Genomic DNA, 15,262 nt, shown 5'->3' on the forward strand with positions numbered 1-15,262 from the left:
TTTCTCCTCCCAGCACCCCCACCCTCTTACCACAATTTTCAAAAAAAATCATGATTCACAACACGGGTGAATTGCAGCTAAATTTAAGGGGAACTGACATGGCACACCGCCCACCTACCATAACACAACCAGCCATTGCGCGCGCTTTAAGAGAAGCCAAAAAACAAGGCGCAGAGGTTGTAGAAATAAAACCTACTGGAGAGTTATTCATTCATATCAATAAAATTATAACACCACCAACAATAAGGAGTAATGCTTATAGTATTGAAGATTTTCCACCTCTTGAAAACGAGCAAGAAGAATGTAGTACAAATCCATCCTGCCCCCCTGTTGATGACATAAAGTTTTAGCCATGCCAAAGCGTCGTCCACCCTATCTTGTTCGTGAACGTACACGCCATGGTAAAATCATATGGTATGTACGTATTGGTCATGGACCACGGTTTCGCATTGAAGAAACTTACGGAACGCAAGAATTTGTTGACAATTATACACTTGCCCTTAAGCAAGCGCAAAATGGCTCTTCTAAGATAATGAAACGCACTAAGCTTACAGAAGGGTCTTTTGACTGGTTATTGCATCAGTATTTACAAAGCATGCAATGGCATAATCAATCAGAGTCAACAAAAAAAGTTAAATATCGAATTCTGAATAATGTTTCTAAACATATTGGTAATCGCGCCTATAAAAGCATAGAAAAACACCATATTCTTGATGCTGTAGAAAGAAGGCGCAATACTCCCGCAGCAGCAAGACACTTTTTAACGGCTTTAAACGGTCTTTTTAATTGGGCGGTTGATAATGCTCTTTTAAACAGAAACCCCGCCTTTAATATCAAAGCCCCCAAATCTCTTAACACTGAAGGATTGGCACCATGGTTAGAAGAAGATGTTGAGAAATATTATCACAAATGGCATCATGGTACCCATGAACGCGTCTGGATTGATGTTCTTTTATATACAGGCTTACGCCGTGGTGACGCCGTTCGCATTGGCTGGAAAAACGTTAAAGATAATATTATTCATCTCAAAACAGAAAAGAGCCAATTTAAAACAGATGTTTTTCTTCCGATTTTGCCAGAACTTTCAGAAACTCTTAAAATTGGTCCCATAGGTAATGAAACATTCATTTGCGGAAAAAATGGAAAGAAGCTTGTAAAAGAAAGTTTTGGCAACTTGTTTCGTGAAGCGTGTAATCAAGCAGGAGTTAAAAAATCAGCCCACGGTTTGAGAAAATTAGCAGCAACACGTGCTGCCAATGCTGGTGCTACAGTTTCACAAATGAAAGCGCTTTTTGGCTGGACAGAAGATAAAATGGCATCCCTTTATACCAAAACAGCCGATAGAAAACGCCTTGCAATAGAAGCCATTAAAAAACTTCAAAAAAGTTAGAGCAATGGGTAGCAGCTAAAAACAAAGAAAAGCACCAGAAAAATTATGAACAAAATCAAATGTGTGTTTGATTATCCTCAGAAACTAGAGGAGAAATAGTTGGTTGTGCCTGTTGCATTGTTTGCCATAAATTATAGTTTGTTTGCATATCTAACCAAAATTTTGCTTTACTAAAACCAGCCAACTCTAATTTAATCGCAAGCTCGGTACTCATAGAAGCATGTCCGTTAATCACTCTTGAGAGAGAAGCTCTTGTTATATGGAGGTGGTCGGCTAATTTTTGTATTGATAGCCCCATTTCTTCCAAGAAAGCTACTTTTAGAACTTCACCCGGATGTGCAGGATTATGCATCATTTTTTATTCCTTTCATCAATGGTAGTCTTGATAATCAACAAGCTCCACATCTGTTCCTATAAAGCGAAAAGTAACACGCCAATTTCCATTCACCCATATAGAATAATATCCTGTAAGTTCACCTTTAAGAGGGTGCATTTTAAAGGCAGGTGCTTTCAACATTTCGGGCGTAGTAGCACTTGTTAAAGCCGTTAAAATAACGCGTAATTTCTTTACGTGATCTGCTCTAATAGCTTTTGTAGACCCTGTTGTATAAAATAATTTTAAGCCCTTATGTTTGAAACTCACAATTGCCATTACTGTCCCTTATCGTATACTATTACTATACGATCAATAAAAATAAGAGTCAAGTTCTATACGACCAAATTTAATTTCATATTTGGATAAAATGATTGAGAATAAGCTATAAAAAGGTTCGGGATAGACAGAAAAATAAGCTAATAAAATCAATAACCATAAAATTCCCTTACCTTTATATAACTTATTGATTTTATATAAACATAGCATTCCCACCCCCTCCGCCACAGCACTTTTATCATGCTTGTAGCTTGTCAGCGGATTTTGTATATTTTGACACTAGGTTTTGTACCAATTTATTTTCTTTCAAATGATTTTTAAGGGGTTCTCAAAGGGTCTTTAAAGACCTTTCAAAGGTTATTTAAAGCCCCTTTCATGAATCTTTTTCTCTTCTCCTAAATATCGCAATTGGTAATGATCAGTTCCTTTGCCGGAATCGCATTATTTGAACCACATGTATAAGATGTATTCACCTCTTTTATCTTAAATTGGCTAAAGGTTTTCCGGACCTCTGCTACATCATTGAGAGAGAGAAGAAACTTCTCCTTTAATTGCGCAAGCAGCGCAGACATCGTCTGATAATCCTCCCACTTAAACAAATCCTTTCCATAATAACCCTCAACGCCAAAATAAGGCGGATCAAGGTAAAACAAAGTGGTAGGCCGGTCATAGCGCCTGATAAACTCAGACCAGTCTAAATGTTCAATGGTCACACCCGCTAAGCGGCGGTATATAAGCTTTAATAAGCCTTCAAGTTTGAAACTGTTAAATCGTGCTCCACGGTTAGGATCAACGCCAAATGTTCGTTTAGCCCCCTGCCCAGCAAAACTTAACCGCTGGAGATATAAAAACCGCAAAGCCCGCTCTAAATCGGTTAAGGTATTTGGGTCTTGTAGAGTGAAACGTTGAAACGCCTCACGGCCTGCTTATCTGGAACTCCAACAGATCCATAAAAGGGTGATAATGACGTTGCAACACCCGAAAAAAATTCACCACATCACCTGAGCGGTCATTGATGACTTCATATAAGGGAATCAATTTCCGCCTGAAGAATATTCCCCCCATTCCAACAAAAGGCTCAGCATAAGTGCGATGGGGAATGTCTTCTATGATTTTGATAATGGTTTTGGCTAACTTGATTTTGCCACCAATATAAGCAGTAGCTGGCGAGATGGGTTCGACAGATTTTAATTTTTCTTTGTAAAGTATGTCCATCATTTTTTAACACTCTTTCATCTATATTAGCCGTCTTCTCATTGCTTTAAGTGATAAGAAGCGGCTGCGATGTTAAGTTAAGTCGCATCGGACGGGGTTGTCGCAAAACTAGTCCCGTTGGCTGGGTTGACAAGCCCAGCCTCTATTTCTTTTTCTTTCCTTGATTTGGTGCCTCTAAGGTGATTTCTGTGGTGTATCCGCTTTGCTTTTCATAGCGGTGGTCACGGTAGCAGCCTTCCATGGGCCATTGATTTCGCCTCGAAACCCTTGCAAGAGAAGGGGTTGATCAGCCATGATTTCGGGGCGCCCCTCGAGGGTCAAAGAACCGCTGCCTATAGCACGGCAAAGCCTATCTGATTCTGATGCAGCAGCAGCTTGTGCTTCTTCTTTACAAGTGTAACAACCACGCAGACCACGCAACCGGCCCCCTAAAACCTGTCTGATGCTTGACAGACAATTGTTGCCCTTTTCATTACGGTCAATCACAGCAAAAAGATATTCTTTAAGAAACATGGTTCTGTAGGATTCATTGCTGTATTTAAACCCTTCTTCCAGTAATTACGTTGCCATTTTCAAGATCTTTATGGAAGATTTGTTCCAGCTTTATGAGATCTCTTTGTGATATATTATGAAGCTGTGTTAGTATCGCAGTTAAGGGAGGAAATTTTTTCTTAGCTCTTTGCGCTATCAGTGGCTTTTTTCCTGTTTTATCTGTCAAGATGGATTACGCCATTGCTAATAGCAGCTTTTTCATAATTTTCCTTTTTTTGAAAAACAAAAAACTTCCTTGACGAAAAGTATGAAAAATTGAGAGTCTATTTTTTCTCATTGCACTTTTCTTATCATACTTTTTCACACGCAAGATTCTCTATAATCTAAAGAAATTCAATAATTTATTGGTAACAATTTATAATAATTGATAATATAACAAACTAAATATAGAAGAAAACTTTAATTCAAGGCAAAGTGAATGGCGATGAAAGTTTTTATTGATGGTGAACATGGAACAACCGGTTTACAAATAAAAAAACGACTAGCAGAGCGTTCAGGTTTTAAATTACTTTCTCTTGCTCATAGAGACAAACATAATATTGAGATGAGACGAGATTGTCTTAACCAAACCGACATTGCTATTTTATGTCTGCCAGATGATGCTGCACGTGAAACAGTTAACTGGCTTAAAAATAATAAAAAAATTAGAATCATTGATAGTTCAACAGCCCACCGTACTGCACCAGATTGGATCTACGGTTTTCCTGAAATGACTGCGGGACAAAAAAGACGTATCCAAACAGCCCAGTATGTAAGCAATCCAGGCTGTTATCCCACTGGAGCAATTAGTTTGATTCGACCGCTCCGTGAAATAGGTCTGATAGATGCTGATTATCCTATATCAATTAACGCAATATCGGGTTATACTGGTGGCGGAAAACAACTGATTGCACAAATGGAAAGCCAATCTCAGCAAAAAAACGTTCAAGAAAATTATTTTATCTATGGTCTCAATCTTGAACATAAACATATCCCAGAAATTAAACTACATGGACAAATCAACCAGACACCTATTTTTATACCAAGCGTTGGACGTTTTCCTCAAGGAATGATTGTAAATGTTCCACTCCATCGCAATTTATTTACAAAATCAGCGAGCTGTTCTGATTTGCGCGAAATTCTTGAAAACCATTACAATGGACAAAATGTCATAACAATTGCATCACAAGAAGAAACGGATTCTCTCACTAAACTCAACCCAGAATGCTTAGCACATAGAGATGAGATGAAATTGTTCGTTTTTGGTAATGAACGCGAAGGCATTTTCAATCTCTGCGCTATATTTGATAATTTGGGGAAAGGTGCATCTGCATCTGCGGTTCAAAATCTCGACTTAATGCTTTCTGGAAATTAAACTGCTCTCTATATAAAGCTTTATTCAACAGCACAATAAGCCCCCTTTGTCGCTCTCCAATGCGCAACCGAAAAACACAAAACGGCTAACGCAACACTTTGATGAATAAGCCCCAAACTTATAGGAACTTCATGTAACAATGTGAGAATACCTAAAAGTGCTTGAATGATAATCATAACACAAACAAAAAGAGCACGACGAGAATGAGTTGAGTTTGGAACGTTCTTTTTTACATATAATACATGAATAAGCGCAACAAAAAACAAAAAATAGGCAAAAAAACGATGAACGAACTGAACTGTTAAGGAGTTTTCAAAAAAGTTAAGCCAAACAGGACTATGCTGCAATAACCCATCGGGGATGATTTGACCATCCATAAAGGGCCAAGTATTATAAACTTTTCCAGCATGGAGCCCTGCCACAAGAGCACCAAAATAAATTTCCATTAAAATCAAAACAACAAGCCAACCTGCAAAATATTGAATCTTTTGATCAGCTGGTTTTTCGGAATATTCTGTAAGTCCTCGAGATAAATAAGTAACAAAAATAATAACAAAACATGCTGTTATAAGATGAAAAGCCAAACGATATTGGCTTACGCTTGTCAGATTGCTTTCTCCAATACCTGAAGCCACCATCCACCAGCCAATAACCCCTTGAAAGCCAATAAGAATAGGGACAATTATAAGCTGAAGCAAAAGATTTTTTTCAATACGCCTAGTCGCCCAAAACCAAATAAAGCCCAATAAAGCCACGATCCCAACAAGCCGCCCGAGAACGCGATGTGCCCATTCCCACCAAAAAATGACCTTAAACCCACTTAACGTCATATCGTGATTAAGCAATTTATACTGCGCTATTTGTTGATATTTTAAAAATTCTTCCTGCCATTGTTCCTCTCCAATAGGTGGAATAACGCCATGAATCGGCTTCCATTCGGTTATCGATAATCCTGATCCCGTTAGACGGGTAGCACCCCCCACTAAAACAATTGCCAAACAAAGCAATAAAATAGAATAAAGCCACAGGCGAATTTGTTTTCGATTTTTTTTCTGCAATGGCGTCAAAACGCTCTCATTTAATCTCTTTACTGTCATCTCTGATGGCCCCACGTCTCTCTCCAACCACAACGCATTTCAAAACGTCAACATTACAAATACTGACTATTCTAATGTACTACAACTCTAGCATAAGACAAGAGGAGCACTATAACATGGGATTAATATTTTACAAAACTTATGATGCAATCACACGATAAACAGTTTTCGGAAACTGACGCACCATCTGCTGTATCCAATCTTGTTCGTTAACAGCAATACTACAAATATAATAATCTGTTAGCCTCGCAAATTGCTCAAATCCATATTTGGGCTCACTCTCCATTTCTAAAATAATAAAATCATAATCTTTTTTAAATTCTTGTAATAGCCCTAAGATATCATTTGAAAAATTTTGTGCAGAAACAGTACTCGTTAACCCTTGGGGAAGGATATCAATCCCCGTATCATAATCACGATAAATAACATCCTGCAACTGAGCATTCCCCGTTAAAATATCGCTTAATCCCCGATGTGGACCTATGACCCTTTCTATTTGTTGACCAGAAATATCCACCAACAAAATTGTTTTGCGCTCTTTTATAAGGTGCAGAGAAAGCTTTGCTGCTGTTCGTGCAGCTTCTGGACCAATAATTGAAATAACTGTTGAAGTGCAGGATTTTAGAAAATTAGACAATCCCTCTATTGTAACAAAAGTCTCAAGATTTTTTACCTTTTGAGAAACGAAGACATCTTCATGATTTTTTAAGTCACTTTCTTCCGGTTTTAAATCACCATATTTCAAATGACTTCTTCTGTTTCTAGAGAACTGACGAAATAACAACACTCCTGCCAAAAGAATGATTAAACTTACAAACGCACTCACAATAATATTTTTTCCGTAAAGCGTCATAAAAGAAATTGGCACTAATGTTGTTGGCACAACCATATGAATTTTTATATCTTGCAAAAGAGAAGAATCCTTATCCATCTCTTTGCTTTGTGCATTGACCACGCTTTTTATTTTATTTTCTAGCTCGTTAAACATTTGCATTAAGGATTGAGATTGACCTTTTACAAAAATACTCATTCTTTTTTTGAGCTGTTCTTCAAATTCAGTTGCAATAACTTCATCTGAACGAACTTGCTGAACGATCTGCAAAATTTTATTTTCTAATTGATGAGACAAAACTTCTAATTCTGCAGTCATTGCTTTAATTTGGGGATGTGTCCACCCCAATTGTGCGACCATATGCGCTCTTTGCGTTTCCAAAAGATTACGTTTAGCTTCCAATGCAACAATCGATACATTGTTTGCAATAAACGATAAAGACAATAAAGACTGTCCCTTTTCACGCATCATATTAATAGTAGAATTCAAACTCATTAAATGAATACGCTTGAGAGTTGCTTCTGTTAACTGCACAGAAAGATCATGAAGCTCTATTTTTTTTACATCCTGTTGAATAAAAGAATCAACAGATGAACGAAATCCCTCTACTATATTGAATAGAGTAGTATTATCATATTGTTGATTTTTATTCTGTTCTGTTAAAAATAATTTTTGTTTCTGTTTTAGGATCGCTTGTGAAAATGCTGCAAAAAGAATTTCCACCCCATTTTGAGCAGCATCAGGTGTTCCTGCTTCAAAAGTAAGATCGATGAAATCAGCATGACGTGATAAATGAATATTTTCACGAAAATCTTTTTTATAAGAAGCACTTGAAGAAAAATTCTGTAAGTCCGAATTATTTAAAAGTATGGGCTGCGAGAATAAGAATGCAATAACACTGTTTTGTTTTTCAATTGGTAATGGCTTTCCTACCGAATCAGATAATGAAAACGTTAAGGTTGCTCGGTAACCTTGTGGTTGCATAAAATAATATAACCAAATCAAAAATGCACAAAGCACCGCTAACAGCAAAACGACCAACACATTTTGCGAAACTGTGTGTGTTAACAGTCCTTTATTACGCTTAAGACTCATTTTTATTTCAACCAACAAAATATTTTTTATTTTTATTTAAGAGAAAGTAGTAACTATCCTCTTAACTTTAACTCATATTATTTTGAAAGAAGAAAACATTAAGATTTAAGCATAAATATTCAATAATAACTCAAAAAAATTTAATTCATATTTTGTTTGATATGCTCGAGATGTTTTTTTGCTTTACGAGTAAGCTCTGCTCTAATAGTAACAGAACCGTCATCATGTCCTTCTTGTGTTATTTCCCCAGAGTTTTCATAAAACCAATCAATAAGCGACATTTCATGAGGTCTTAAAAGACATTCAACCTTTTGCATTTCTCCAAAAATTCGCTTTTCAATTGCTATTAATAATTGATCTAGTCCATCATTCATAAGCGCAGACACCATTATTGCGGGATTCAAGCGTGTTTTTGCGCTTGTTTGCAAAACATTTTGTGCCTGCTCGTCCAATAGATCAATTTTGTTCCAAACTTCTATGATATGTTCCGTATCATCAATATCAATGCCAAGACTTGACAACACCTTTAAAACATCTTGAGCATGCACATGATGAGCAAAGTCTGACATATCTCTTACATGAAGAATAAGATCAGCTTCAATGACTTCTTCTAGAGTTGCTCTAAAAGCTGCAATCAAATGCATAGGTAAATTTGAAATAAAACCTACAGTATCAGACAAAAGAATAGTTTTCCCATGAGGAAGAGCAACTTTGCGCAAAGTTGGATCAAGTGTCGCAAATAACATATCCTTTGCAAAAACATCAGAACCGCTTAAACGGTTAAAAAGAGTTGATTTTCCTGTATTAGTATATCCAACTAAAGCAACTACAGGATGAGATGTTTTCTTTCTTTTAGCTCTATGAAGAGCTCTTGTTTTAATCACTGTTTCTAATTCGCGACGGATACGAATAATTTTTTCTTGTAAAAGACGTCTATCAGCTTCAATCTGAGTTTCACCAGGACCACCCAAAAAACCACGACCACCACGTTGTCTCTCCAAGTGTGTCCAGCTACGCACAAGTCTACTTTTTTGATAGGTCAGATGCGCGAGTTCAACTTGTAGACCCCCTTCTTTTGTTCGCGCACGCTCCCCAAAAATTTCAAGAATCAGAGCTGTTCTATCAATAACTTTACAATTCCATAATTTTTCTAAATTACGTTGCTGAACTGGTGTTAAAAAATAATCTACAATTGCAAGTTCGATCTGACATTCACTTATATAATGAGCCAGCGCATCCACTTTTCCCTTCCCAAACAAGGTTGCAGGACGCAGTCTAACAATATAAATCGTTTCATGATGAACAACATCCAACCTTATAGCATGTGCAAGCCCTAACGCCTCCTTAACCCGAGAAGAGACCGAACATTCACTTAAAGGACCTTCACTTTTATTTTCTTGGCAAATAGGTATCAAAACAAGTGTACGCACCTGTTTTGCAATCTGTAAAGAAAAATCACAGAATCTCTCATTTTCATTTGTCATGACAATCTAAGCACTTTCAAAATGGGATAAGAGACTTAAAGTGAAATAACCTGTTTATTCAGAATCTTCACCTTCAAACATCTGTACCGGTTGTCCGGGCATAATTGTAGAAATAGCATGCTTATAGACCAATTGTGCATGTCCATCACGACGCAAAAGGACACAAAAATTATCAAACGAAGTTACAATACCCGTTAATTTGACGCCATTTACAAGAAAAATTGTAAGAGAAATTTTTTGCTTGCGTACAGTATTTAAAAATACATCTTGCAGGTGTTGTGATCGTTCTGCCATTATTTTTACACCTTTACCTCGAATTGCTAAAATATTCGTGCATGCATATCGACCGAAAAATCTCTAATTGTCAACGCAACAGCTTCAAAAATTAGCAAAAGACAGTTTATATAATGAAAAAAAACGACTCCTTATTAAGATAAGGAACGCAATAATCAATGAAAAACCATCAGAAAACACACAACTTTTCCATCATATTTACCCTATTATAGGCATTATGAAAAGACAATCCTCTATTTTAGATATCAGAGTGTTATATGCCTTAAATCAGCTGCATTTCCAAGAAGTATAATGATGCATTGTTCTCGTTAAAATCAATAAGAATTATTAGCATGACATTATGATTCGTTCATTTATTAATGCAGTATCGCCCTGCAGACATCTTTAAACGCTGTCTAGAACTATCATTAGATTTCCCCTAAACATCAATACAACAGACATATAATTCTACCTATAAGTGAAAGTTGTAAACAGTATTTTTATTTTTATGAAAATCAAATAATGCTTTGTTTATATTATATTTTGTAGCATTTTTGAACAGGTTAAATGCTCTGTGTTAACTTTATCTTGATAAGTTTTTAAAATTTTGCCTTAGGCATATTCCTTTCTAAATAATTAACAGCTAGTATATTGAGATATTTGGAAGAGAACGTATTACTTTTCCGTCTGTAAGAGTACGAGGCGAGTATGGCACGTAGAACGAAGTTACGAACATTTGAAGTTGAAGTTGAAGAAGCTCTCTCAAAAGCTATGGACTTTAACTTTGATGACGCGACGCTTGAAGTGATATCATCCAATAATTCTGAAAATGTCATCAATGTAGATGAACTTATTCAAAAGATCGCAATGGCAGAAGAAGAAATTTTCGCTGAAAATGGTACTTCGACTCTTATCTCAAATATCCATGATAGTGCTGTTATTGATGAATCAGTTGTTGAACAGCTTTTTTCCCAGAAATCTGGATCTAAAATTTCAGGTGGAACTGTTCATAATAAACTATTATCTACACAACTTCTTCCTGCTAATGATGATATAACAGTTCCTTCAAATTTTGAGATATTAAAGCAGTATTCTACCTCTCGAATCTATTGGTGTACAACAGCACTTAGTGCTTTATGGGCCACAGGAGGAGCTTTTATTGCGCATAAATTAGCGCCTGCTGGACTGAATTCCTTATCGAATATTACCGCCTTTATCACATCTCCAAGCGGATTAGCTGTAGCAGCCGGAACAGCAATCCCTATTCTCATATCTTGGGGCTTTGCTCAATTAACAAAACGCTCCAATGAATTGCACAATATTGCTCTTCTTATGACAAATGCTGCACAACGTCTTAGTGAACCCCAACATATATCTGAACAACAAGCTATTGCCATAGGACAAACTATTCGTGAAGAAGTTGCAGCAATGAACGAGGGAATTGAGCGCACTCTTGGAAGGGCTGTTGAACTTGAAGCCATCATACAAGGAGAAGTTCATAATCTAGAACAAGCTTACGCTGAAAATGAATCACGTATTCATACACTCATCAAAGAATTGAGCAATGAGCGCATAGCCATCTTAAATCATGCTGACCGTGTACAGTCGACAATTAAAGGGACACAAGAACAACTGAGTGATGAATTTGGCTTGGTAACTTCTAAAATTGTAACCAATGTTGAAAAACTCGCACAAACTCTTTCCCAGACGTTACAAAAACAAGGAGAAGATCTTGTTGAGAAGCTTTCCTATGCTGGTGATGGCGTAACAAATCAACTCGTTGAAAAATTTCATCAAACCACAACGCAACTTCAGCAAAAAAACACGGATTTTTTCTATGAATTAGAAAAAAACTTCGATAATTTTTCAGAACGTTTTAATAATAATGAGAAACAAATAGAAAAAACCTTTAATGAAACAGCTGCTAAAGCTGAAAGACATATCAGTGAAATTGTAACGCATATACAAACAGCAACAGACCAAACGCTACAGGATGTTGATGAGAAGTTTAAAACGCTAGATGAATCCATTATGGGGCGCAATAATCAATTTTTACAGAGTTTTGATGAAAAAGCATATAAGCTTTCTTCTAAATTTGATAACGTAACTTTAGAGGCAATTGAAGCTTTTGAAAATCGTTTAGCAACCGTTGATCTTTCTCTTAAAGAACATAGCAATTCTATAATTGAATCTTTCATAGCACGCAGTCTTACCTTAGAAGATAATGCTAAAAAACTGGGTAATTTTTTGGAATCCCATATCTTACAAATTGATACCAATCTCCAAGAAAGAACAGCTGATATTACCAAAGCATTTACAAATGGCGGTGAAACTATTCTTTCTGCAATTGATAAAAGCACAGAAAAACTAAGAGAGGAAGTTCAACATATCGATAATGCTATTGTTGATATCATACAAGAACGTTCACAAGACTTCACATTACAACTTTCTGATCAAAGAGCTCTCATGGCAAACATGCTCGATAACGAAAAGAGTAAAATTGCCGATACATTAAAAAATCAAATTGATGTCTTAACGCAAAATACTTCAAGTCTTGAAAAACTTTTGATTGATAATGTTAAAACCGTTGATCAGCATACTGAAAATCATGTTACGAATATCATTCAATGCACAGAGAAACTACAAAAAACTATTGCGCAAAGCTGCAATGCCACGCAAGATGCATTAGAAGCACAAGCTAGAAATATTGATATCCGTGCTGACGCTCTGCGTGACTCTTTGGCCATTAATAGTTTTTCTCTTAACGAAGTTCTTGCAGATCAAGCGCGCACGCTTGAGCAAAGAATGGAAATAATACATAATCTTATCGCCAAAAGTGATATACACGTTGATGCAGCACTAAAACAGCAAATAGGTCTCGTTGAAGATGCGATTGCTGCTAATAATAAAAACATTACAGAAACTGTTCAAGGTCATATCAGAAATCTTGAAGGACAAGCTAAAATTTTGAAAAATACTCTTTCTCAATCCAAAGAGGAATTTTTTGAAACCCTTGAAACACGGATAGAATCATTCGATGAGAATTTAGAGAACCGTGCGCGCCAAGTTTTTGAGTGCGCGGCCACCCTAGAAGAAACATTTTCAGAGAAACTTGGTCAAGTATGCGAAACTATAGAGATACAAACATCGGTCCTTGAAAGACGCTCTGATTCATTGCAGACATCTATCGTTCTTAATAATGAAAAAAACCGAGCAATTCAACAAGCGTTAGAAACAAGTGTTGATAATATACGAACAACACTAGAAGACTCTGTTAACACAGTTACCGGAAGCTTACATGACAAAATTGTAGAAGCCTCCGGCATTCTTTCTTCTACAAGCGAACAAATACTTTCGTCTGTAGAAAATGTTACTATAAAAGCAGAAAGTATTCTCTCTGAGTCAGGCAATCGCATTGTATCAAATGTTAAACAAACGGTTTATGATACCAGTGAAAAAGTTTTATCTGTTCTCTCTGAACAAACAGCCCATACGATTGAAGCCTTTACAACAGCCAGCCATAATGCGCAGGCATTGCTAAATGAAACAATTCACACTTCAACAATAGCAATTGAACAAGTCCTCAATGAACGCTGCAATGTTCTTCATCATTCGATGCAGAATATGAAAAATGATTTAGGATATCAGCTTTCTGATGTAAGCAGCCGTTTGGAAGAAGCAAAAAATCAAACAGAAATTCAAATTTCAGAGCATGTTGGAAAAATTGCAGAACTGACGAACCACTTAAATCAAGCTGCGCAAAATACAACAGAATCAATAGGTTATTTAACACAGCATATTGGTGAGCAACTTTCTCTCTCAACACAAGATGCTGAACAAAGGATTTATGCATATAATGAATCTTTAGTGAATAGTTTAACACAAACAAACTCTGAAACACTTCAAACAGTAACTGCTATGAAGGAAGATCTTATCAACAACGTTTCATCTATCGTTACACAACTAAATCAATCAATGTACAGCTTTCATGAAAACACTAATGTTTTATTATCAGCAGTTCAAAATATTGATGGACAATTTAGCGAGGCTGCGAATAATTTTTTCCGCAATACCAACCAAGTAGCAGAGCATTTATCAGCTTCGAATCAAGCGCTTAATAACAATGTTGAAGTTTTACAAGGACTCTCACAAAATACATTTCAGCAGATTAGTCATATAACAAGTAGTTTTGGTGAACATGCAAAAACACTTTCTGAGGCAGTTCATGTTCTGGAACAGTCGGAAAATTCACTCAGTGCAACACTTGAAGAAAAACACAATATACTCTCTGTATTAAGCAATGCTCTTGTTTCAAAATCTAATGAAATCAATCAAATGATTGAACATTACGAAAATGTTCTTAACTTAGCACTAGAACGCACTGATAAAAATGCACGGAATTCTACCCATTCGCTCCAACAATCACTTAATCAGCTTATTAGTGAAGCCTCAATGCGTTTTTCAGGAGCAGCAAAAGATATACGCCGTTCAGCTGATGAAGTTCGTTTAGAACTTTCAAAAATTAATAATGATATTAATGAAAATGTACAAAAACTTCCGGAAAAGACGAAAGAAACAGCGCAAACAATTCGCTCTGCTTTAAATGAACAAATTATAGCATTGAAAGACTTAGTAAACATTATACAAAAAAATAATCAAGAGAATACAAATGGGCAGCTAATGCCGTCAGTTTCTACATCATCGACATTGAAGAAAAACGTGAGTATTTCTCCTGAAGTCATTAAGAAAATAGTGCCACCTAAGCCTATTTTGCAACAAGATCAAAGCAAAAAACGGCCAAACAAATGGGTATCAAATCTCCTAGAAAGAGCTTCACGTGAAGAAACTTGGTATGATGAGGCACCTAATGATACTGTTTTTGCATCGGTACAAACAAAACCGCGTTCTACAAATGTCTCTCTTAATTCTTTAGCAGCAGGTATAGTACAATCCATGAACCATAATGCTGTCATTGAACTATGGGACCATTATCGCCGTGGACAAGAAAACATCATAACAGAACGCCTTTATACTTTGAATGGCAAAAAGATATTTGATATGATTAAGCAAAAATATATGAGTGATCTTGATTTTAAACGCTCCGTTAATCAGTATATTATAGATTTCGAAAAGCTATTACGTGATGTATCCCGTAGTTCTAGATCTCCCAACTCAACTCGAAAATATCTGACATCGGATACTGGAAAAGTCTACACTATGCTCGCTCATGCAAGTGGACGAATTCAATAAACAACAAGAAAATTGAAAAAAGTATCTTTTTTATTTTTTCAATGAAAATTGTTGTTTATCATTACGTA

At 36.3% G+C, this 15,262-nt stretch carries 10 protein-coding genes and 2 pseudogenes; 4 read left to right on the forward strand and 8 right to left on the reverse strand.

Annotation, left to right across the window (positions count from 1 at the left end):
- The first annotated feature begins 98 nt into the window (after positions 1-98).
- Both BN202_RS01265 and BN202_RS01270 read left to right on the forward strand, forming a co-directional pair.
- On the forward strand, positions 99-350 hold the full coding sequence (locus BN202_RS01265) for a hypothetical protein (protein ID WP_019218704.1): 252 nt from the start codon (positions 99-101) through the stop codon (positions 348-350).
- A 2-nt stretch (positions 351-352) separates the two neighbouring features.
- Positions 353-1,390, forward strand: coding sequence for a tyrosine-type recombinase/integrase (locus BN202_RS01270; protein ID WP_019218705.1), 1,038 nt, complete (start codon positions 353-355; stop codon positions 1,388-1,390).
- A 55-nt stretch (positions 1,391-1,445) separates the two neighbouring features.
- Here BN202_RS01270 and BN202_RS01275 read toward each other — a convergent pair whose 3' ends face one another.
- The 4 genes and pseudogenes from BN202_RS01275 to BN202_RS01290 all read right to left on the reverse strand — a co-directional run.
- Positions 1,446-1,745, reverse strand: a complete 300-nt coding sequence (locus BN202_RS01275; RefSeq protein ID WP_019218706.1) for a HigA family addiction module antitoxin — start codon at positions 1,743-1,745, stop codon at positions 1,446-1,448.
- Between the two features lie 15 nt (positions 1,746-1,760).
- Positions 1,761-2,042, reverse strand: a complete 282-nt coding sequence (locus tag BN202_RS01280; protein WP_019218707.1) for a type II toxin-antitoxin system RelE/ParE family toxin — start codon at positions 2,040-2,042, stop codon at positions 1,761-1,763.
- A gap of 395 nt (positions 2,043-2,437) precedes the next feature.
- Positions 2,438-3,257 (reverse strand): annotated as a pseudogene (locus BN202_RS01285) (DNA adenine methylase).
- Between the two features lie 142 nt (positions 3,258-3,399).
- A pseudogene (locus tag BN202_RS01290) lies at positions 3,400-3,726 on the reverse strand (hypothetical protein); the annotation flags it as partial.
- A gap of 501 nt (positions 3,727-4,227) precedes the next feature.
- On the opposite strand from BN202_RS01290, the gene argC reads away from it, so the two are divergent.
- The gene (gene argC, locus BN202_RS01300; protein ID WP_019218711.1) at positions 4,228-5,163 is read left to right on the forward strand and encodes an N-acetyl-gamma-glutamyl-phosphate reductase; all 936 of its coding nucleotides are present in this window, start codon (positions 4,228-4,230) and stop codon (positions 5,161-5,163) included.
- 20 nt (positions 5,164-5,183) lie between these two features.
- Here argC and BN202_RS01305 read toward each other — a convergent pair whose 3' ends face one another.
- From BN202_RS01305 to hfq, 4 genes are all read right to left on the reverse strand, one after another.
- Positions 5,184-6,260 carry a COX15/CtaA family protein gene (locus tag BN202_RS01305; protein WP_019218712.1) on the reverse strand — a complete coding sequence of 359 codons (1,077 nt, stop codon included), beginning with the start codon at positions 6,258-6,260 and terminating at the stop codon, positions 5,184-5,186.
- Positions 6,261-6,399: 139 nt separating this feature from the next.
- Positions 6,400-8,187 (reverse strand): membrane protein, encoded by a 1,788-nt coding sequence (locus BN202_RS01310; RefSeq protein WP_019218713.1) that lies wholly within the window; start codon positions 8,185-8,187, stop codon positions 6,400-6,402.
- A 140-nt stretch (positions 8,188-8,327) separates the two neighbouring features.
- The gene (hflX, locus tag BN202_RS01315; RefSeq protein WP_019218714.1) at positions 8,328-9,671 is read right to left on the reverse strand and encodes a GTPase HflX; all 1,344 of its coding nucleotides are present in this window, start codon (positions 9,669-9,671) and stop codon (positions 8,328-8,330) included.
- A 54-nt stretch (positions 9,672-9,725) separates the two neighbouring features.
- Complete coding sequence (gene hfq / locus BN202_RS01320; protein WP_019218715.1) at positions 9,726-9,965, reverse strand: RNA chaperone Hfq; 240 nt, start codon at positions 9,963-9,965, stop codon at positions 9,726-9,728.
- A gap of 687 nt (positions 9,966-10,652) precedes the next feature.
- On the opposite strand from hfq, the gene BN202_RS01325 reads away from it, so the two are divergent.
- Positions 10,653-15,194: a coiled-coil domain-containing protein gene (locus BN202_RS01325; RefSeq protein WP_019218716.1), complete on the forward strand. Its 4,542-nt coding sequence runs from the start codon at positions 10,653-10,655 to the stop codon at positions 15,192-15,194.
- Positions 15,195-15,262: the final 68 nt, after the last annotated feature.

Origin of the sequence: Bartonella florencae, assembly GCF_000312525.1 — a bacterium.
Lineage (GTDB): Bacteria > Pseudomonadota > Alphaproteobacteria > Rhizobiales > Rhizobiaceae > Bartonella > Bartonella florencae.